The organism is Anaerococcus obesiensis ph10 (assembly GCF_000311745.1).
Classification (GTDB): Bacteria; Bacillota; Clostridia; order Tissierellales; family Peptoniphilaceae; genus Anaerococcus; species Anaerococcus vaginalis.
Window position 1 is genome coordinate 900,050 of record NZ_HE978531.1, and the last position, 19,623, is coordinate 919,672.

Sequence of the window (19,623 nt, forward strand, 5' to 3'; positions counted from 1 at the left end):
CCCTAGAAAAAATTTATCTTGTAAAATATTAGTAAAATTCATTTTAAATTTTTTGGGTAAAAATATAATATAAGAAATTAGGAGGTTTTATGAAATTTAAATCAATTCACACATGTATATACACAGATAACGATAAGGAAAGTATAAAATTTTATGAAGATGCATTAAATATGCACATTACTAGAAGAAAAGATTACGATGAAGATGAATTTTCTTTAATTTATATGGCAACAGAAGATGGAGCTTACGAACTTGAATTAACATTTAATCACGACGGAAGAAAATATGAGCACGGCTCATATTACGGTCACATGGCATTTAAAACAAAAGAATTTGAAAAATCCTATGACCTTCACAAAAAAATGGGAGTAGTAAGTCAAGAAATCGGCGGACTTTCTGACGGTTCTGACAAATTTTATTTTATAAAAGACCCTCAAGGCTTTTCTATAGAAATAATTGAAGAAAAATAATAATTGATTGATAATTTATATTTTTTAAAAAATGGACCTTTTTGGGTCCATTTTATTTGTGATAAGGTTCATTATTTATAATTTTGTAAGCCCTATAAATTTGTTCAATTAAAATTAATCTCATTAATTTATGGGGAAAAGTCATTTTTGAAAATGATAATTTGTAATCAGCCTTTTGGCTTATTTTTTTTGAAAGACCATTTGACCCACCAATTAAAAAAACTAAATCGCATCCCATTCCATAAGTCATTTGCTCTTTAATTAATTTTGAAAAACTTTCTGATGATAGGCTTTTGCCTTCAATTTCTAGGCTTATAATATAGGAATTTTCTTTAATCTTTTTCAAAATCCTATCAGCTTCCCTATCTTTTACAATTTCCAATTCTTTTTCTGATAAATTTTCAGGGGCTTTTTCGTCATTTACTTCAATGATTTTTAATTTTACGTATGGTTTTAATCGTTTTTCGTACTCGCTTATTGCATCTTTAAAATATTTTTCTTTAATTTTTCCCACACTTACTATTGAAATATTCATTTATTAAATCTCGCTTTTATATAATAAATCGGCATATTTTTATTTCTAAATTTTCTTTCATATTCGCTTATATATTTGCTTTTTTCTTCTGAAATATTTTCATCTTTTTCAATTATATCCATAGAAAATTCTTCAAAATATTTAACTGAAGCCTCATATAATTCTTTATTATCTGTCTTTAATTCCAAAATCGCCTTATCTTTTATAATATTTTTGTACCTATTCAAAAATCTCTCGTGGCTAAGCCTTCTTTTGTGGTGACGTCTTTTTGGCCAAGGAGTTGAAAAATTCAAATATATTCTTGAAATTTCTTCATTTTCAAAAATTTCTTCCAAATTTTCCGCATCTGCTATAAGCCCTCTAACATTTGTAAGTTCATTTTCTTTTATTTTTCTGCTTGCAACAACAAAGGCATTTGTATTTACTTCAAGTCCTATAAAATTTATAGCAGGATTATCCTTAGCAATTTCAATTAAAAAATCTCCCCTGCCAGATCCAATTTCCAAATATATTTCATTATCATTTCCAAAAATTTCTTTCCATTTCCCCTTGTTTTCTTTTCCATCAAAATAAATCAAAGGATTTTCTTTCATTTCTGGAATTGCATTTTCTTTAAATCTTAATCTCATTTCTCATCCTTTCTATTAAGTATTAGTTTACAAAATATTTGTTATAAAAACAAGGAAAATAAAATTTAAAATTTTAAAATCCAATATACCTATTGACATTAATATACTATGCTGTACAATGTATATATCAATAAGATGGATTAAATTATTATTGGAAAGGATTGTTATGAATGAAGATTGGATTTCTCAAATTAAACGTGGAACTTTAGAATATGCTATCTTAATTTTAATTAAAAAAAAGGATAGATATGGCTATGATTTAATTCAAACTCTTGAAAAATATCCAATGTTACAAACAAAGGAGAGCACTGTTTACCCACTACTTCGAAGACTTCTAAAAAATAATTATTTAGAAGCTTATTGGAAAAATATAGAAGAAGGCACTCCTCCAAGAAAATATTATAAAATTACAGAGCTTGGAAATTTTTATTTAAATGCTTTGAAAAGAGATTGGATGATTCTTGTAAAAAATATTTCAGATCTTAGTGAGGAAGAAAAATGAAAAATAGTAAAATTGATAACAATTTAGAAAAATATTTATCAAAAGTAGACAGCAATTTAAAATATATGTCTATTTCTGAAAAAACTGATATTTTAAGTGAACTTAAAAATTCATTTTATGAAAGGCTTAATGATGGGCAAAGTTCTGAGTACATAATCTCTCAAATGGAAAGTCCAAAAGACTTAGCATTTTCTTATATGAGCGATAGTATTGTAAAAAGTAAAGATTTTTCCTTTAAAAATTTAATTATGGCTATAGGATTTTATTCTTACGCTTCATTAGCGTGGATTTGTCTTATACCAACTCTTGCAATACTTTCCATATCTTTTTTCTTTTCTAGTGGAATTAGCATATTTGCAGGTGTAATGGGACTTTTTAAAGGAATAATTCACATTAAACCAATCGATGAATTAAAATTTATCTTTTTTGGCTTTGAATTAAAAGGGATTTTCGCTTTAATTGCAGGTCTTATTTTAGCCTTGATATTTTTTATAATTGGAATTTTATTTTGGAAAGCTACAATTGCTACAATTAAATTTTTAAAAAATCAAAAAAGAAAATTAAATAATGGAAATTGATAATCCAAAAAAACTTGCAAAAATTATAAATTTAGCTTATAAAAATTTTTTTAAAAAAACTAGGAATTAGCTTAAAACTAATTCCTAGTTTTTTAAATTCCTAAATATGCACTTCTTACGGCAGGATCATTTTTAAGGTTTTCTGCCTTATCTTCTTTTACAATTTTTCCTGTTTCTATTACATAAGCCCTATCTGATATATCTAGGGCAAGATTAGCATTTTGTTCTACAAGCAAAATCGTTGAGCCTTCTTCTTTTAAAACTTTTATCGTTTCGAATATTTTTTCTACATAAAGAGGCGAAAGTCCCATTGATGGTTCGTCTAATAAAAGCAATTTTGGATTTGTCATTATAGCTCTTGCCATAGCAAGCATTTGTTGTTCTCCTCCTGACAAAGTTCCTGCTTTTTGATTTCTCCTATCTTTTAAAACTGGAAAAAGCTCATATATTCTCTCAATTTTTTCTTCTCTTTCTTTGTCTTTTAAATTTGTTGCAACTGAACCTAAATTTATATTATCTACGACTGAAAGATTTGAAAAAACTCTCCTTCCTTCTGGAACTTGTGCAATTCCAAGCCTTGTTATTTTGTATGCTTTTTTATTTGTTATATCTTCATTTTCAAAAGTGATTTTTCCGCTTCTTTTTTCAAGCAAAGAAGATATTGCTTGAAGGGTTGTAGTTTTTCCTGCTCCATTTGCTCCAATTAATGAAACTACTTCTTTTTTATTTACTTTTAAGGAAACATCCTTTATAGCGTGGATATTTCCATAATATACATTTAAATTTTCTACATTAAGCATTTTATTCTCCATATCCACTTCCCAAATAGGCGCTTACTACGTCATCTTTTTTAACAACTTCTTCTGGTTTTCCTTTTGCTATTACTATTCCGTGATTTAATACGTAAAGTTTTTCGCAAATTCCCAAGACCAATTTCATGTCATGTTCTATCAAAACAATTGATAAATTAAAATTATCTCTTATCATTCTAATTGTATCCATCAATGACTCTGTTTCAATTGCATTCATACCTGCAGCTGGCTCGTCTAATAATAATAATTTTGGATTTGTCGCAAGAGCTCTTGCTATTTCTAATTTTCTTTGGGCTCCATAGGATAAATTTCCTGCGCTATCATTTGCATAAGCTGCAAGTCCCAAAATTTTTAAAATATCCAAGGCTTTTTTTGTTGCTTCTCTTTCTTCTTTCCAATAATTTTTAAGCCTAAGCATTCCGTCAACAATTTTATACCTCATATCTCTGTTCATAGATACTTTTACATTATCTACAACTGATAAGTAATCAAATAATCTTATATTTTGAAAAGTTCTTGCTATACCTTTTTGACTTAGTTTGTGAACAGGTAAGCCTGTTATATTTTCTCCATCTAAATAAATCGCTCCTTCTGTTGGCTCATAAACTCCACTTAGCATATTAAAAACTGTAGTTTTTCCTGCTCCATTTGGCCCAATTAAACCAATTAAATCTTTTTCTTTTACATCAAGATTAAATCCATTTACTGCCTTCAATCCTCCAAAGGAGATGGAAATATTATCACATTTTAATACAGATCTTCTTTTATCCATTTTTTACTCCTTCTTTGTTGATTTTTCTTTTAAATTTTGCAATTTGTCTTGAAATAGAAAATTCTTCTCTTCCCATTAAGCCTTGCGGTCTAAATATCATAACAATTACTAAGATTACAGAATAAATTATCATCCTATATTCTGCGAATGCTCTTAATATTTCTGGAACTATGGTTAATGTTATAGTTGAAATGACTGAACCTGTAAATGAACCCATTCCTCCTAAAACAACCATTACTAAAATATCAAAACTTTTATTATAATTAAATACATCGGCTGCTATTACTCCAGTTGTTTGAGCGTATATTGCTCCTGCAACTCCAGCAAAAAGCGCTGATAAAGTAAAGGCAAATATTTTAGATTTTGTTGTATTTATTCCACAGCTTTCAGCGGCAAGCTCATTATCTTTTATTGCCAAAACTGATCTACCAAATCTTGATGTCATAATTGAATACATAAATACAACGCACAAAACTGTAACAAAAAATACTAAAGCAAAAGAATCAACTGTAGGTATTCCTGCCATTCCTTGAGCTCCACCAGTAATAGATAAATTTTCTACAACAACCCTAATTATTTCTCCAAAAGCCAAGGTTACTATAGCAAGATAATCTCCATTTAACCTCAATACTGGTATTCCTATTGCAAGAGAAAATAAAAATGCAAACAGCCCTCCAATTAATAAGGCTATAAAAAATCCTGGTATTCCTTCTATTATTCCAGTTTTCAAAAAAATTCCTGCACTATATGCACCTATTGACATAAAACCCGCATGTCCCAAGGTTATTTGTCCCAAATTTCCTACGGTTATATTTAGTGAAATTGAAAGAATTATATTAATGCATAGCAAAAATAAAATTGATTGCCAATAAGAATCGATTATTCCACTTAAAATTAATATTTGAATAATTGCAAATGAAACTAATACAAGGACAAAGCTAACTAGATATGATGTTTTTTTATTTTTATCCATTTTATACTTTCTCCTTTTCCATATTTCCTAAAATTCCTGTTGGTTTTACTATTAAAACTAAAATTAATACCAAAAATACTATTGCATCTGCGTATGAGCTTGAAAGATATGCTCTAGTCATAACTTCTATCATTCCCAAAATAAATCCACCAATTACAGCTCCTGGTATTGAACCTATTCCTCCAACAACTGCTGCTGTAAAAGCTTTTATTCCTAGCATAGAACCTATAAAAGGAGTTATTTGAGGATATGATGAAACATACAATAAAGATGCAACTCCAGCAAGTGCAGAGCCAATTGCGAAAGTCATAGTCATAATATTATCTACATTTATTCCAACAAGACTTGACGCCTTATAATCTTCGCTAACCGCAAGCATCATCTTGCCATATTTTGTTTTAGAAATAAAAATTTGCAAAATTATTGTAAGAATAATAGTTAAAACTATTGTAAAAATTGTTTGAAAAGATAATCTTATTCCAAAAATATTTAAGCTAGCTTGATTAAATAAACTTGGAACAGGTCTTGCGTTAGCAGTAAAAACTTTTACAAATAAATTTTCCAAAAATAAAGATACTCCTATAGCAGTAATTAAAATTGAAATTGATGAAGAATTCCTCAAAGGTTTGTAAGCAATTCTTTCTATTACAACTCCCAAAAGTGTACAAGCAATAATCGCTGGTATTATCGCTAAATATAATGGTAAACCACTTCTGAAAAGACTTGTTTGAACAACAAAAAATATTGTATAAGCGCCTACCATTATAATATCTCCATGGGCAAAATTTATTAATTTTGCTACGCCATAAACCATTGTATAACCCAAGGCTATTAAAGCGTATATTGATCCTAATTGTAGACCATTAAAAAGTTGAATTAAAAAATCCATAAAATCTCCTTAAAATTTAAGGGGTTTTGCTAATTCGCAATCCCCCTTTTTTATTAATTTTCATCAGCTGTTACTGTTGAATTAAATTTATATGTTCCATCTTTTATTTCCATCATTGATGCTGATTTGATTGGATTATGATTTTCATTAAATTTAAATTTGCCGGTTATTCCATCAAATTCTATAGCTTTAATTTTTTCTATAATCTTATCACTTTCTTCGCTTTTCGCTTGTTCAATAGCTTGTTTTAATAAATAAATTGTATCGTATGACAAAGCAGAAAAAGCTGAAGGATCTTCTTTATTTTCTTCTTTATATTTTTTTACAAAATCTTTTACTCTTTGGTCATCACTATCTAAAGCAAAGTGATTTGAAAAACATGAGCCTTCTACCAATCCTAATTGAGATTTATCCATTACATTTACAACTCCATCCCAACCATCAGAACCAATAAATTTTGCATCAATTCCAGCATCTCTTGCTTGTGGAGCTATAAGAGCAACTTTTTCGTAATAATCCGGAACTAATAATACATCTGGTTTTGCTTTTGCAATTTTTGTAAGTTGTGCCTTAAAATCATTGTCATTATCTCCATAAGATTCATCAGCAACTAAATCAAGTTTTAATTTGTCTACTTCTTTTTTAAATTCATTAGCAATTCCATTTGAATAATCTGAAGAAGTATTTCTAAGGATAGCTACTTTTTTTGCTTTTTGATTTTCTGCTGCAAATTTTGCCAATAATTTTCCTTGATAAGGATCAGTAAAGCAAGTTCTAAATACATTATCCTTTCCTTCTGTAATATTTCCTTGAGTTCCTGTTGGTGTTATCATAGCAATTCCATCTTTTTTTGCAATTTCAGAAACTGCTAGAGCAGGTTTTGATGTAATAGGCCCTACAATTGCTGTTACTTTTTCTCCTTTTAATTTATTGTATGCAGTTGTTGAATCTGTTATTTCTCCCTTATCATCATAAGAAATCCATTCAATTTTTTTGCCATTAATTCCACCATTTTTATTTATCTCATCAACAGCTAACAAAGCTCCTTTTTCTGATGAATTTCCATAATTTGAAACTGGACCAGTTTGTGGTATTATTGCTCCAATTTTAATTGTGTCAGAATTCTCAGATTTTTTATTTTCTCCATTTTTTGCTTGACATCCTGCAAATGCAAATATTGATGCAAAAGCTAAGGTCATTAATTTTTTTGTTTTTTTCATTTTTTCCTCCACATATTTTTTTAATAATTAAGTATAAATAAAGATTAAAATTTATAATAATAATTATGGCACAGGATTTTCATCTTGTCAAATGTTTTTTGCTTGATTATTTTATTGTCTTTTTTTCAACGCTTATCTTGTTATTATTTTTTGATTTTTAAAATGAATATTTATTTATAATTTTATGCAAAGGTATATTTATTATTTATTTAATGTTAAATAATGCTTTATGGTTTATTTATGTGATTTTATTTTAAAATATTTATTTTACGATAGTTTACAAAGGTTACAATTTCGCACTTTTCTTGATATTTTTTATTTTTTCGCCTATAATAAAATTCATTGGGGGACACATGAGAAAACAAAAACAAATTGATTCATTTACTTTTTTAAGAGCTATTTTTATTATTGCTATTTCCATATTTCATTCATCAGTACAATTTCTTCCTGGTGGTTTTATGGCAGTAATTGGCTTTTTTGTAATGAGTGGATTTTTAATGATGAAAAAATTAAATACTATAGATGATTATGATTTTAATGAATTTAAATCAATTATTAAAAAAAGATTCAAAAAGCTATTGCCAAGTTTATATTTTGTTATAAGCCTATCTTTGGTTTTTGCTTTGATTTTTTCAAGAATAATATTTCATGATTCTATAAAATCATCTTTACCTACAGCCCTTTCTATTCAAAATTTATACCAAATTTTTAAGGGTGGTTCATATTTTACAAAAAATGGATATTTTGATATGTTTACACATTTTTGGTATATATCCATGCAAGTTCAATTTATCCTTATTTTCTACTTGGTAAATTATTTGCTCAATAAATATAAGGAAAAATTTGAAAGTAAAAATGTAAAAATTTATGTTTTTGCTCTTATTTCTGCAATAAGTATTTTGTTGATGATTATTTTTTCTTTTGATAAAAATAATATTTCAAGAATTTATTATGGACCTGACGCTAGAATAAATGCTATTTTTATTGGAGCACTTGCTTATCTTTTGATAGATTATTTTTCAAAAATTTTTGAATTTGCTAAGGAGAAAAATTTTTCTGAAAAATATATTTTGTATGCTCTTTTGTTTTTAACTTTGCTTGCTTACTTTTTTGTAAGGGGTGAAAACTTATATACTTACAGAATAATAATCCCAATCTACACTCTTATTCAAGCATTGTTAATTGGCGTGTTATACTCTTATGAAAAGGAAAATAAATTTGTAATAAATAAAAAAGAAATGGGAATTTTCAAAACTTTCCTTTATTATATAGGTCTTAGATCTTATTACATTTATTTGTGGCAATATATAATAAGCACTTTTCTTTCTTATGCTTTTGCCCACACAAGCAAAAGTAGGATTATAGCTTATATTTTGGAAATAATTATTGTTTTGATTTTATCAGAGCTAACTTACGTTATTTTAAATAGAAAATTTGATTTTAAAAAATATTTTATTATCACATCTGCTCTTATTTTAGGATTAAATGCTTTGGCATTTTTTATTCCAAATCCTAAGGAAAAAGATATGAAAGAGCTTGAAAAAAGAATTAGTGAAAATCAAGATAATATAAAGAAAAACAATGAGAAATATGTAAAAGAACAAAAGAAAAAAGAGAATAAAGAAAATTTAGAAAAATCTAAAAATCAGCTTTCAAACGAAAATAAAGAAACAGAGCCAAAGCAAAATGAAAGTAACAAAGAAGATGAAAATAAAAATAAAGAAGAAAATAAAGAGCCTGCTTTTGAAAAGAAAGCTTATGATGATTTCAACTTTACCGATAAGGAAAAAGAATTTTTAAAAAATACTTCTATTACTGCTGTTGGCGATTCTGTTTTGATTAATATTGATCCTTTTTTGAGAGAATTTAATCCAAATCTTTACCTTGATGGAGAAGTTGGCAGACAAATGACCGATGGTCCAAAAGTATTGCAGGATATAAAAAATAAAAACGGCCTTGGCAATATTGTTCTTGTAAGCCTTGGTTCTAACGGAACTTTAAGCGAGCAAAACATGGTAGATATTTTAAATATTTCTGAAGGAAGAAAAGTTTATTTTGTAAATACTGTAAATAGTCAATCTTGGGAGATGACTATTAATTCTAAAATCAAAAAATTCTGCGATGAAAACCAAAATGCCTACATGGTTGATTGGTATAAATTTGCAAAGGAAAAAGCAAATTTATTTGCAAAAGATATGGTTCATCCAGAAGTTGAAGGTGCAAAAGCTTATAGAAATCTAATTGAAAGAGAAATAATAAATTCTTTTGCTAAGTAACAATTAAATAATGTAGATCTAAAAGCGTAGAAGTCTTAGATGACTTTCTTCGCTTTTATTTTTTTGAAAATTTTCATTTTAAAATCTCTATACTTTTTTAATAAAAAAATTATTTGAAATAATTTACAAATTTAAAATGGACTTTATCAATAGCCTAAGAATATTTTTGTCGTATAATAGCAAATGAGGTGAATTATGATAGATTATTTAAAAGAAATAAATTTAGATCAAAATTTAATAGATAAAATAATAGAATTTAGAAAAGCAAATATAGATGAAGAAGACAAGGATAGGATTGTTAAACCAGAATTTAAATATTATGGAGAAGATGTTTTGAAAAAAGCAATCACTGCTATTCTTTCTGGAAAAAATATTTTACTTTCTGGCCCAAAAGCTACAGGAAAAAATGTTCTTGCTCAAAATCTTTCTTATATTTTTAATCGTCCATCATGGGATATTTCTTTTCATGTAAATACTGATTACAATTCCTTGGTTGGAGCCGACACTTTTAAAGACGGAAAAGTTGTTTTTAGAAAGGGTCCTGTTTATGAATGTGCAAAAAAAGGTGGATTTGGAGTTTTAGATGAAATAAATATGGCAAAAAATGAAGCGATTTCTGTCCTTCATGCAAGCTTAGACCACAGACGTGTTATTGATATCCCAGGCTATGACAAAATAAAACTTGACGATAAGACAAGATTTATTGCAACAATGAATTATGGTTATGTTGGAACAAGAGAAGTAAATGAGGCACTTGCATCAAGATTTATGGTTATAAATATGCCAAATATTACGAGAGAAAATTTAAAACATTTACTAAAGGATAAATTTCCAAAATTAAAGGAAAAATATATGAATACTTTTATAGACATTTTTGAATCTCTCCAAGAAAAAAGTGAAAATTCAGAAATTTCTACAAAATCAGTCGACCTTAGGGGACTAATTTCTGCAATTGAAACTATGGAAATTGGACTTAATCCATATGATGCAATTGAAATGGGACTTATCAATAAATCTTTTGATGAATTTGAAAGAGAGCTTGTAAGAGATAGCGTTGACTCAAAACTTCCAAAAGAAATCAAAGAGAGTGTATTTGATGACTGATACTTTTGAAAAGTTAAGGGCTATGAATGTGATTTGGGATTTTGCTGATGATTATAAAATTTTTCCAAAATCCTACTATCCCATGGATAAAAATTACAAAAATATAATTGAAGGATACAAGTTTAAAAATTTTAGGCTTGATTTATTTTCTTCATTTTTTTCTTATTTAAAAAAAGACAACCCTTTTTTTGAAGAATTTAAGGCAATCACCCTTCTTTTGTTGGAAGATTTAGCCTACAGAAAATTAGAAAAAACTAATCTTGTAATAAAAGATTTAAGAAAATCTTACGCCAAAAAAATTCTCGACAAATACCAATACAAAAAAGAAACCGACAATGTTTCCGAACAAATTGAAAAGGCCTACTATGGGAAAATTTTTAATAAACCCATAACAGAAGCTAAACTTGTAAGAGATTTTTATGCTGAACTTTTTTCTATTGATACCTATAAATCAAGTGAAATAATTGACAAACTTAATGAACTTTTTAAAAAATATTTTCTTTTTGAAAGATTTGACCAATACAACGAACTTTTTGATCAAATGGTAAAGGAAGAAAAACCTAAAAATTTTGACCATGATGATTTGGAAGATGCTGATATTGAAAAAAATATTGAAGACCAATTTCAAATCCAATCTGCAGAATTTAATGGTTATATTTATTTCGAAGAAAAAAAAGAAGATATGAACAAGGATATATTTATCTTTGAAAAATCCGATAAGGAAAAAGAAAAAAGAGAAGATTCCTTTATAGAGGATTTTTATGGAAAACTTTCTATAAGCAAAAAAAGACAAGAACTTTTGGAAAAAGAACTTGCCAAGGGTATCCATAAGTCAAAAAAATTATATTTTACCAAGGGAGAATACACCGATTCTCCAAATGCAAAATTCAATCAGAAAGTCAGAAAAAAACAAAAGGAAAAAACAAAAGAATATATTGAAAATAATCTTTCAATAAACAACAGAGCTGTAAATGAGCTTACAAGAACTATAGAAAATTCTTTGGCAAATCACGAAGAAGATGAACTTTACAGAAAAAATTATGGACTTTTAGATTCTGTTAATGTTTGGAGAGCTCCTGTATTAAATGAATCCAAAGTGTTTTTTTCAAATAACAAAGACCCAAAACCAAAATTTCAAATGGATTTACTAATTGATGGATCAGCAAGCCAAATTCAAAGGCAAAATCTCGTAGCAAACCAGGCTTTTATAATTGCAAATGCCATGGATAAGGTAAATATTCCAATAAGAGTTTCTTCATTTTCTACTTTGAGAGATTATACAGTTTTTAATATGTACAGAGATTTTAAAGACAAGGGCAATAATGAAAGTATTTATAATTTTTTCGCTTCCGGTGCAAACAGAGATGGACTTGCCTTTAAAACAATCCACAAATTAATCAATGAAGATAAAAATGAAAGCGTAAGAAAAATTTTAATAATTTTATCAGACGGTCGCCCAAACGATGAAAAACACAATATAAATACAGTAAACGCAAAAATCAAAGATCAATATATAGACAAAAAGGCGGTTGATGATACTGCAAAAGAAATAAGAGCATTAAAAAGCGATGGAATCCAAGTTTTGGGAGTTTTTACTGGAGAAGATGAAGATATAGAAAATGCAAAATTAATCTATGGAGCAGATTTTTGTAGGATAAAAAATTTAGACAATTTCTCCAAAATTGTTTCAATTTATATGAAAAATTTAATAGCAAATTAAAATTGGCTGGCAAAAAATTATAAACTATAATAATTTATAATTTTTACCAGCCTTTTAAATTATTTTTTATTTTTTCTTAGAAAATTTATGGTAAAGACGATTTACCATTTTCATAACTTCAGGAATTCTTGCAAATAAAATTGTAAGCGCATAAAATATTGCTGCTATTATTATTGCAATAAACATAGCCAGAAGATATGACAATTTCCCACTCAAATTTCCATAAATTGCACTTGCAATTAGTCCCATTAAAATTGATAAAACTGTAATTTTTATCAAAGATTTTAAAGAACTTTTAAAATTAATTCTTCCAAAATTTTTCCTAAATTTTATTAACATCATAATTGCACCAGCCGCAGCAGAAATTGCAGTTGCTAGGGCAAGACCTTGAATGTCAAAAAATTGTATCAATATAAAATTCAATATTACATTTATTATTTGTTGGATAACTACAATTATTACTGGCGATTTTGAATCTCCAACTGCATAAAATCCCTTGTCGATTACATCAGAAAATGATTGAAAAATAACAAATGGCGCATAGGCAATTAGCATGGATGCTGTAACTACTACAGATTTATTATCAAAAGCTCCCCTTTGATAAACCAATTTTATTATTGGCTCTGCCAAAGACATCATTCCAATTGTTGCTGGTATTACCAAAAGCATAGTCAAAACTATAGCTGAATTTATTTGAATTTTCATATTTTCTATATCGCCTTTTTGTCCCAAATGTGAAATGGTAGGAAATATTGAAGTTGTAACTGAAACTGTTATTACTCCTGTAATCAGTGCCAAAAGTGTTTTTGAATATCTCAAAAATGATATTGATGCATTTCCAAAAAAGTATGATGCCATAGAATTATCTACTGTAAGAGCTATCTCTCCTGCAGCTGATGAAACTATAACAGGAATTGCAATCATAATTAAAGATTTAATATATTTATTGTGAATATCTATTTTTTTCTTGTATTTATATCCATGCTCCCTATTTGCCTTAGGAAACATTATATATTGCAAAACATTTCCCAACAAACAACCTATAGCAAGTAGGTAAGGATTTTTGGCAAGTCCACTTATAATTGTAAATGTAATTATAATTATATTCATAATCAAGCCAGTTACAGCTGGAATAAAAAAATTGCCTTTTAAATTTAAATATCCCCTAAAAACAGCTGAATATAAATATGCAAATATTGCAAACATTATAATTCTTGTAAAAACTATGGCAGTATGTAAAAGTTCGCCTTTTAAATCTGGTGAAAATAATTTACAAAATGCTCCAGCAAAAATAAAACCAAAAATAACTGCTAAAAGACCAAATACCATCAAGATATTAAAAATATTTGATGTGAATTCTTCAGCAACCTCTTCGCCTTCTTCATTTTTTGCCTTGGTATAAATTGGAATAAAACCATAAATGATACCCGACGCAACAAAATTTGCTATTACTACAGGAAGAGTATTAGCAACAGCATAAATTGCAACTATATCCCCCGCTCCATAAAAATAAGCCATAACAGATTCTCTCAAAAATCCAAAAACTTTAGAAAGAATTGTTACAAGCATTAACATAAAAGCAGTTTGTCCCATAATTACCTCTCTTTTTTAATTTATAAATTTTATTATATCTGTAAAAAATCTTCTTTCAATGGATAAATTTATCCATAAATAAGTCTATTATCTTAGAAAATTTTACGATAATTTTATAAACTCTTTATTTTTCTTTAATCTTATTTATTGTTTAAAAAAATTAAAAATAAAAATAAGCACAAGAAATAAAGCTATCACTTGTGCTATAATTTATTATTTTATTTTCAAGTATTCTTCCAAAGAAAGATCGTTCTCATACATAGATTTTGCATTTTCTACACCAACATATCTAAATTCCCAGCACCTTTCTTTTTTGCCAGTAATTTCTTCTTTTTCTTTGGTGTATCTTTGAATAAATCCATATTTATAAGAATTTTCCTTTAGCCACTTATATTCATTTGTATCTTTAAATTTATCTGAATATTTTGTTTGGTCAGTATAAAAATCAAAACTTGTTCCTGTTTGGTGGTCACTTGTATAAGGCAAATCAGCATCAGGATTATTTTGATCTACCAATTTTTCTTCACTTTGTCCCATCCTAAAATCAGATGCAATTTTTATATCCAAGCCTTCTCTTTGCATATCAATAAGCATAGTATCAAAAGCTTTTTTGCTTGTAGAATCAACGCCAGGATTAAAATCTTTAGGCAAAGGATTTGATTCATTTACAAAAACAACTCCCTTCACTACACTAATATTTTCGCTATCTTTAAGCTTTCCAAGACCATATTTATTTACATAATAAAATTCATCATTAATTTTAATTTTTGAAAAAGAATTTTCTGTACCAAAATATTCTATGTATTGGTTATTATTAATGCTTACATCAGTTTTTGTAAAATCGCTTGGTTCTTGGTAGCAATATTGACTTTTAAGAGATTTGACATAGGATTTCATAGTATCACTATATCCATCATCATCAATTTTTTCCCCATCACTAATTACTACATTTTCAAAACCAATAGGAGTTGCTACTTGAGTTTTTGCATTTTTTAGTTCTTCTTTAAGCACTTCATTTTCTTGTTTTTTATTAGCTTGGGCATATCTGTTTTCTATTGGTTTTCTAATTTGAAAATCATCACTACTTTTTTTAAAATCTATATTCAAAGCTCCTGTTATCAAAAGAGCACAAATTCCAACTTTTATTAAATTATTTCTTCTTTTTATTTTTCTTTCTTTTACCTTTTTACGTCTTAAATCTCTAATACTTTTGTTTGCCATTTTTAGTTTTCTTCCTTAAATCTATTTCAATATAACTAAATTTACGTCTGTGGGATAGTTTGTAAAATCATATAAATGTATTTCAATCTATAATAAAAGACTTTACAAAACTTTTTAATATTTTCTTAACTCCATTATAACACAAGTATAAAAAAATATGTATAGTATAAATGATTTTTTTTGTAAAATATTAGAAAAAAATCGCTAAAAATTAATTTTTTTAATTTTAGCGATTTTTTTAATACATTTTTATAAAATTTTTTACTCTTTTTTAAAACCTTATAAGTTTTTATAATAAATTTTTTAAGCTAATTAATTAACTATAAACTAGCTTTTTGGATTTTAATTTTTTCTCCCATTATTTTATTTGTCATTTTTTGAGAAATTTCATTTACATCTGTCATATATATTTCTATATATTTTTTTTCGGTCTCATCAAATTTTATATTTTTTGCCAAAACCTTAGCAGGGTCAATAATATTTGCTTTGTAGTTTAAATTTTTAAAAATTTCATCTTCTACTATAGGATAGTGGGTACAACCTAAAACTATATTTTCAATTTTTTTCTCATTTGCAAGTTCTAAATAATCTTTTAAAGCCTTATCCACCTCATCTCCACTTACTATTCCTTTTTCTATAAGGGAAACAAGTAATGGACAAGCTTTTTCAAAAACTTTTTTATTAGAAATTTTTTCAATTTTAATTTTATAAGTATGTTGTAAGCACGTTGCCTTTGTAGCCATAACAAAAATATCCCCTTCACATTCTAAGGATTTTTTTATTGCTTGGTCTGTAATTGAAATAAATTTTTTATCAAATTCTTTTCTAAGATATTCTATTGCAACAGTAGAAATTGTATTACAAGCTATCACAAAAAAGTCAATATCTTTCTTTAATAAAAATTTTACTATTTTTTTTGAAAGCTCAATTATTTCTTCATTTGACTTATCTCCATAAGGAACATTTTTATTATCTCCAAGGTAAAAATAATTTGCCTTGTGTTTTTTAGACAATTCTTTAAGAACAGTAAGTCCTCCAAGTCCTGAATCAAATACACCAATATTAGTCATCTATTAAATTCACCCTTTCAACAAATTTATAATCATTTTTTATTTCATTTAATGCATAATTGATTTTTTCTTCATCAAAAAATACAGCAAAAATACTTGCACCGCTACCACTAAGAAGTGCTTTGGCTGCCCCTAGATTTTCAAGTCTATTTTTTATTTTATAAAGATGAGGAAAATTTTCATATACCACATCTTCCATAACATTAGAAAAATATTTTACAATATTTTTATCAGAAGATTTTAATCCCTCAATTATTTTTTCAGTTTCAATATTTCCATAATCCTTTAATCTTTTATATACAAAATTTGAAGAAATACTTGTCCCATCATTTACCAAAAGAATTTTCATATCTAAATTTATATCAAAAGGCGATAAAATTTCTCCAATACCTTGAGCCCTCGCAGATTTTTTCAAGAAAAAAAACGGAATATCAGCTCCTAAACTTTTCCCAATTTTAAAAATCTCATCATCACCCAAATTTAAATTCCAAAGCTCATTTAAAGCCAAAATCATTTCAGCACAATTTGTAGAACCACCAGCAAGCCCTGCAGCTATGGGAATATTTTTTTCCAAAAACACATCTACTCCACATGATTTAACTCTATCTTTTAATATAGCCCAAGCCTTGTAAATCAAATTATTTTCAATATTTTCCTTTGATAAAATTTGGCTATTTGTTTTAATTTTAATTTCATTAGTATTATTTTTTTCAATTTTTAATTTATCAAACAAAGAAATCCTAGTCATAATAGTATCAATTTCATGATAACCGTCATCTCTTTTATACAAAGAATCTAAACTAAGATTAATTTTTCCATAGCATTTTCTTTCCATAATTACCTCACTACAATTATACCATAAGGAATTTGTTGAAAATAAAATTTAAAAATAAAAAATTTTAATCAAAAAATAGACCTTGCTTTCGCAAAGTCTATTTGTAAATTTAAATTTATTTAGAATAATCGTAGAATCCTTTACCAGTTTTTCTACCAAGATCTCCTGCTCTTACCATTTGTCTTAATAATGGATTTGGACGATATTTGCTATCACCAAATTCATTGAATAATACTTCCATAATTGCAAGACATGTATCAAGTCCTATAAGGTCAGCTAATGCTAGAGGTCCCATTGGATGGTTTGCTCCAAGTTGCATTCCCTTATCAATATCTTCAACACTTGCAAGTCCATCATATAAAACTCCGATTCCTTCGTTAATCATTGGAATTAAAAGTCTGTTTACAACAAATCCTGGACCTTCTTTTACTTCTATTGGTTGTTTTCCAAATTCTTCAGCAAGTTCAAATACTTTTTTGTTTGTTTCGTCGCTTGTGTGAAGTCCTCTGATAACTTCTACAAGTTTCATTACTGGAACTGGATTGAAGAAATGCATTCCTATTACATTTTCTGGTCTATTTGTTGATGCAGCTATGTCAGTAATAGAAAGTGAAGATGTATTTGAAGCAAGAATTGCTCCTTCTTTAACTACTTCATCTAATTCTTTGAAAATTTCTTTTTTAAGTTTTGGATTTTCTGTTGCAGCTTCTATAACTATATCACAATAAGCTAAGTCTTTTACTTCTGTTGTGTAGGAAATGTTTTTGATTGCTTTTTCTTTAGCATCTTCTTCCATTCTTCCCTTAGAAACTTGTTTAGCATAATCTTTTTCAATTCTAGCTTTTGCATTTTCTAAGAATTCATCTTTAATATCTCTTACTACTACTTCGTGGAATTTTGCAGCAACTTCTACAATTCCTCCACCCATAATTCCTGATCCAATTACACCAATTTTCATATTTACTCCTTTGTGTGTTTTAAAAAAGTTTCGTTTGTTTGTTAAATTAATAACTTATACATATATTATAACATTGTTTTCCCGTTTTATCAAGAAATATTGACTTTTTTTTAACTATTTATTAGATTTTCTCCAAATTCTCATTTTTTCAGCTTCTTTTATCAAATCATCTCTAAATTCTGGGTGAGCAATTGAAATCAATTTCTCAGTTCTTTCCCACAATGATTGTCCTTTAAGATTAACCATTCCAAATTCTGTTGCAACAAAATGAGTATTTGCTCTACAACCTGTTGGTTGTGTTCCTTCAATTAATCTTGGAACTATATTTGAATGTCTTACTCCTTTTTTATCAACTCTTGATGAGTGTAGGGTTACAAAAGATTTTCCACCTTTTGAATTATAAGCACCAAGCATAAAATCTAAAGCTCCACCTGAACCTGAAATGTGTTTTATTCCAGAACTTTCTGCAGAAACTGTACCATTCAAATCAACTTCAAGGGCTGAATTTATTGACATGAAATTATCTAAAGCAGAAATTTGTTCAATACCATTACAATAATCTACTGGTGCTGCACAAAGTTCTTCATTATTATCTATAAAATCATATAATTCCTTGCTTCCAGCTGCAAAAGCATAAACTTGTCTTCCCCTATCAATGCTTTTCTTTTTACCTGTAATTTTTCCAGCCTTTGATAATTCAACAAAAGAATCTACATACATTTCTGTATGAACGCCCAGGTCTTTTAAATCAGAATTTGCAATTTCTTTTCCGATTGCTGTAGGAAGTCCACCAATTCCAATTTGAAGACATGCCCCATCAACTAATTCTTCTACTACAAATTTTGCAACTTCCTTATCTAAATCGCTTGGTTGTGCTTTTCCTAAAGCTATCATTTCAGGATTTGATCCTTCAATAATATAATCAACTTCTTTAATATGAACACAATTTTCATATCCACCAAGTCCTCTTGGTACATTTTTGTTCACTTCAATTATTACTATATCCGAATTTTCGATTGCAGCATAAAGATGTGATGCTGAAGCTCCGAAGTTAAAAAATCCGTGCTCATCCATTGGAGTTGCTTGAGTTACAAAAATATTTGGTTTTTTTATTGATGTTCTGTAATATTTTGGAAGCTCTGAATATTTTAATGGTGAATAAAATGCTCTTCCTTCTCCTGCTAATTTTCTTATAGGTCCTAATGAATGCCAAGAGTTATAAACAAAATGTTCATTTGTTGGATCAGCATCAAATATTTTGAATTTTTCAAGCTCCACTCCACCCCTGACAACGATGTCATTAAGATTAGTAATTTCTTTTGCCAAAGCTTCGTCAAAATCATGTGGTGAAACTATTCCCCATGAATAATCTACATAATCGCCGTCCTTTACAAGTTTTGCAGCATCCTCTGCACTTATTAGTTTTTCCTTATAAAGCTTACTATAGTCCATATCATCCTCCATTT

The 19,623-nt window shown here is 27.7% G+C and carries 19 protein-coding genes; 6 read left to right on the forward strand and 13 right to left on the reverse strand.

Going from position 1 to position 19,623, the window contains the following annotated elements; genetic code table 11:
* Positions 1-89: 89 nt before the first annotated feature.
* Positions 90-470: a VOC family protein gene (locus tag HGAG_RS04570; RefSeq protein WP_004838221.1), complete on the forward strand. Its 381-nt coding sequence runs from the start codon at positions 90-92 to the stop codon at positions 468-470.
* 52 nt (positions 471-522) lie between these two features.
* Here HGAG_RS04570 and rlmH read toward each other — a convergent pair whose 3' ends face one another.
* Positions 523-1,005, reverse strand: a complete 483-nt coding sequence (rlmH, locus tag HGAG_RS04575; RefSeq protein ID WP_019118113.1) for a 23S rRNA (pseudouridine(1915)-N(3))-methyltransferase RlmH — start codon at positions 1,003-1,005, stop codon at positions 523-525.
* Entirely contained in the window at positions 1,002-1,634 is a 633-nt protein-coding gene (gene trmB, locus HGAG_RS04580) for a tRNA (guanosine(46)-N7)-methyltransferase TrmB (RefSeq protein ID WP_019118114.1), read from the reverse strand. Before trmB ends, rlmH begins: the two co-directional genes overlap by 4 nt.
* A gap of 166 nt (positions 1,635-1,800) precedes the next feature.
* On the opposite strand from trmB, the gene HGAG_RS04585 reads away from it, so the two are divergent.
* Positions 1,801-2,136, forward strand: coding sequence for a PadR family transcriptional regulator (locus HGAG_RS04585; protein ID WP_004838217.1), 336 nt, complete (start codon positions 1,801-1,803; stop codon positions 2,134-2,136).
* On the forward strand, positions 2,133-2,714 hold the full coding sequence (locus HGAG_RS04590; protein ID WP_019118115.1) for a DUF1700 domain-containing protein: 582 nt from the start codon (positions 2,133-2,135) through the stop codon (positions 2,712-2,714). The genes HGAG_RS04585 and HGAG_RS04590 overlap by 4 nt, the downstream gene beginning before the upstream one ends.
* A gap of 92 nt (positions 2,715-2,806) precedes the next feature.
* Here the strand turns inward: HGAG_RS04590 and HGAG_RS04600 are convergent, their stop codons facing one another.
* From HGAG_RS04600 to HGAG_RS04620, 5 genes are read right to left on the reverse strand one after another with little or no spacing between them, the layout of a single operon-like run.
* Positions 2,807-3,514 carry an ABC transporter ATP-binding protein gene (locus HGAG_RS04600; protein WP_004838212.1) on the reverse strand — a complete coding sequence of 236 codons (708 nt, stop codon included), beginning with the start codon at positions 3,512-3,514 and terminating at the stop codon, positions 2,807-2,809.
* A 1-nt stretch (position 3,515) separates the two neighbouring features.
* Positions 3,516-4,298, reverse strand: a complete 783-nt coding sequence (locus HGAG_RS04605; RefSeq protein ID WP_004838210.1) for an ABC transporter ATP-binding protein — start codon at positions 4,296-4,298, stop codon at positions 3,516-3,518.
* Entirely contained in the window at positions 4,291-5,271 is a 981-nt protein-coding gene (locus HGAG_RS04610; protein ID WP_004838209.1) for a branched-chain amino acid ABC transporter permease, read from the reverse strand. The genes HGAG_RS04605 and HGAG_RS04610 overlap by 8 nt, the downstream gene beginning before the upstream one ends.
* Before the next feature lies 1 nt (position 5,272).
* Entirely contained in the window at positions 5,273-6,160 is an 888-nt protein-coding gene (locus HGAG_RS04615; RefSeq protein ID WP_019118117.1) for a branched-chain amino acid ABC transporter permease, read from the reverse strand.
* 53 nt (positions 6,161-6,213) lie between these two features.
* Positions 6,214-7,380, reverse strand: coding sequence for an ABC transporter substrate-binding protein (locus HGAG_RS04620; RefSeq protein WP_019118118.1), 1,167 nt, complete (start codon positions 7,378-7,380; stop codon positions 6,214-6,216).
* 353 nt (positions 7,381-7,733) lie between these two features.
* Here HGAG_RS04620 and HGAG_RS04625 point away from each other — a divergent pair, with 353 nt between their 5' ends.
* The 3 genes from HGAG_RS04625 to HGAG_RS04635 all read left to right on the forward strand — a co-directional run bounded on the left by HGAG_RS04625 (position 7,734) and on the right by HGAG_RS04635 (position 12,480).
* Positions 7,734-9,656 (forward strand): acyltransferase family protein, encoded by a 1,923-nt coding sequence (locus HGAG_RS04625; protein WP_019118119.1) that lies wholly within the window; start codon positions 7,734-7,736, stop codon positions 9,654-9,656.
* Between the two features lie 195 nt (positions 9,657-9,851).
* On the forward strand, positions 9,852-10,760 hold the full coding sequence (locus HGAG_RS04630) for an AAA family ATPase (RefSeq protein WP_019118120.1): 909 nt from the start codon (positions 9,852-9,854) through the stop codon (positions 10,758-10,760).
* Positions 10,753-12,480 (forward strand): vWA domain-containing protein, encoded by a 1,728-nt coding sequence (locus HGAG_RS04635; protein ID WP_019118121.1) that lies wholly within the window; start codon positions 10,753-10,755, stop codon positions 12,478-12,480. Before HGAG_RS04630 ends, HGAG_RS04635 begins: the two co-directional genes overlap by 8 nt.
* Positions 12,481-12,546: 66 nt before the next feature.
* Here the strand turns inward: HGAG_RS04635 and murJ are convergent, their stop codons facing one another.
* The 6 genes from murJ to HGAG_RS04665 form a co-directional block, all read right to left on the reverse strand.
* Entirely contained in the window at positions 12,547-14,073 is a 1,527-nt protein-coding gene (gene murJ / locus HGAG_RS04640) for a murein biosynthesis integral membrane protein MurJ (RefSeq protein WP_019118122.1), read from the reverse strand.
* A gap of 213 nt (positions 14,074-14,286) precedes the next feature.
* Positions 14,287-15,294, reverse strand: coding sequence for a M15 family metallopeptidase (locus HGAG_RS04645; RefSeq protein ID WP_019118123.1), 1,008 nt, complete (start codon positions 15,292-15,294; stop codon positions 14,287-14,289).
* Positions 15,295-15,614: 320 nt separating this feature from the next.
* Positions 15,615-16,364: a glutamate racemase gene (murI, locus tag HGAG_RS04650; protein ID WP_019118124.1), complete on the reverse strand. Its 750-nt coding sequence runs from the start codon at positions 16,362-16,364 to the stop codon at positions 15,615-15,617.
* Entirely contained in the window at positions 16,357-17,199 is an 843-nt protein-coding gene (gene ispE, locus HGAG_RS04655; protein ID WP_019118125.1) for a 4-(cytidine 5'-diphospho)-2-C-methyl-D-erythritol kinase, read from the reverse strand. Before ispE ends, murI begins: the two co-directional genes overlap by 8 nt.
* Positions 17,200-17,314: 115 nt before the next feature.
* Positions 17,315-18,157: a 3-hydroxybutyryl-CoA dehydrogenase gene (locus tag HGAG_RS04660; protein ID WP_019118126.1), complete on the reverse strand. Its 843-nt coding sequence runs from the start codon at positions 18,155-18,157 to the stop codon at positions 17,315-17,317.
* Positions 18,158-18,271: 114 nt separating this feature from the next.
* Positions 18,272-19,609: an acetyl-CoA hydrolase/transferase C-terminal domain-containing protein gene (locus HGAG_RS04665; protein WP_019118127.1), complete on the reverse strand. Its 1,338-nt coding sequence runs from the start codon at positions 19,607-19,609 to the stop codon at positions 18,272-18,274.
* Positions 19,610-19,623 lie beyond the last annotated feature (14 nt).

What these genes read in the sequence shown, in the direction of transcription:
- HGAG_RS04600 (WP_004838212.1), bottom strand. Translation starts at nt 3,514, where the DNA reads ATGCTTAATGTAGAAAATTTAAATGTATATTATGGAAATATCCACGCT.
- murI (WP_019118124.1), bottom strand. Translation starts at nt 16,364, where the DNA reads ATGACTAATATTGGTGTATTTGATTCAGGACTTGGAGGACTTACTGTT.
- HGAG_RS04585 (WP_004838217.1), top strand. Translation starts at nt 1,801, where the DNA reads ATGAATGAAGATTGGATTTCTCAAATTAAACGTGGAACTTTAGAATAT.
- HGAG_RS04635 (WP_019118121.1), top strand. Translation starts at nt 10,753, where the DNA reads ATGACTGATACTTTTGAAAAGTTAAGGGCTATGAATGTGATTTGGGAT.
- trmB (WP_019118114.1), bottom strand. Translation starts at nt 1,634, where the DNA reads ATGAGATTAAGATTTAAAGAAAATGCAATTCCAGAAATGAAAGAAAAT.
- HGAG_RS04620 (WP_019118118.1), bottom strand. Translation starts at nt 7,380, where the DNA reads ATGAAAAAAACAAAAAAATTAATGACCTTAGCTTTTGCATCAATATTT.
- HGAG_RS04665 (WP_019118127.1), bottom strand. Translation starts at nt 19,609, where the DNA reads ATGGACTATAGTAAGCTTTATAAGGAAAAACTAATAAGTGCAGAGGAT.
- HGAG_RS04625 (WP_019118119.1), top strand. Translation starts at nt 7,734, where the DNA reads ATGAGAAAACAAAAACAAATTGATTCATTTACTTTTTTAAGAGCTATT.
- HGAG_RS04615 (WP_019118117.1), bottom strand. Translation starts at nt 6,160, where the DNA reads ATGGATTTTTTAATTCAACTTTTTAATGGTCTACAATTAGGATCAATA.
- HGAG_RS04570 (WP_004838221.1), top strand. Translation starts at nt 90, where the DNA reads ATGAAATTTAAATCAATTCACACATGTATATACACAGATAACGATAAG.
- HGAG_RS04610 (WP_004838209.1), bottom strand. Translation starts at nt 5,271, where the DNA reads ATGGATAAAAATAAAAAAACATCATATCTAGTTAGCTTTGTCCTTGTA.
- HGAG_RS04605 (WP_004838210.1), bottom strand. Translation starts at nt 4,298, where the DNA reads ATGGATAAAAGAAGATCTGTATTAAAATGTGATAATATTTCCATCTCC.
- murJ (WP_019118122.1), bottom strand. Translation starts at nt 14,073, where the DNA reads ATGGGACAAACTGCTTTTATGTTAATGCTTGTAACAATTCTTTCTAAA.
- HGAG_RS04590 (WP_019118115.1), top strand. Translation starts at nt 2,133, where the DNA reads ATGAAAAATAGTAAAATTGATAACAATTTAGAAAAATATTTATCAAAA.
- HGAG_RS04630 (WP_019118120.1), top strand. Translation starts at nt 9,852, where the DNA reads ATGATAGATTATTTAAAAGAAATAAATTTAGATCAAAATTTAATAGAT.
- HGAG_RS04660 (WP_019118126.1), bottom strand. Translation starts at nt 18,157, where the DNA reads ATGAAAATTGGTGTAATTGGATCAGGAATTATGGGTGGAGGAATTGTA.
- ispE (WP_019118125.1), bottom strand. Translation starts at nt 17,199, where the DNA reads ATGGAAAGAAAATGCTATGGAAAAATTAATCTTAGTTTAGATTCTTTG.
- rlmH (WP_019118113.1), bottom strand. Translation starts at nt 1,005, where the DNA reads ATGAATATTTCAATAGTAAGTGTGGGAAAAATTAAAGAAAAATATTTT.
- HGAG_RS04645 (WP_019118123.1), bottom strand. Translation starts at nt 15,294, where the DNA reads ATGGCAAACAAAAGTATTAGAGATTTAAGACGTAAAAAGGTAAAAGAA.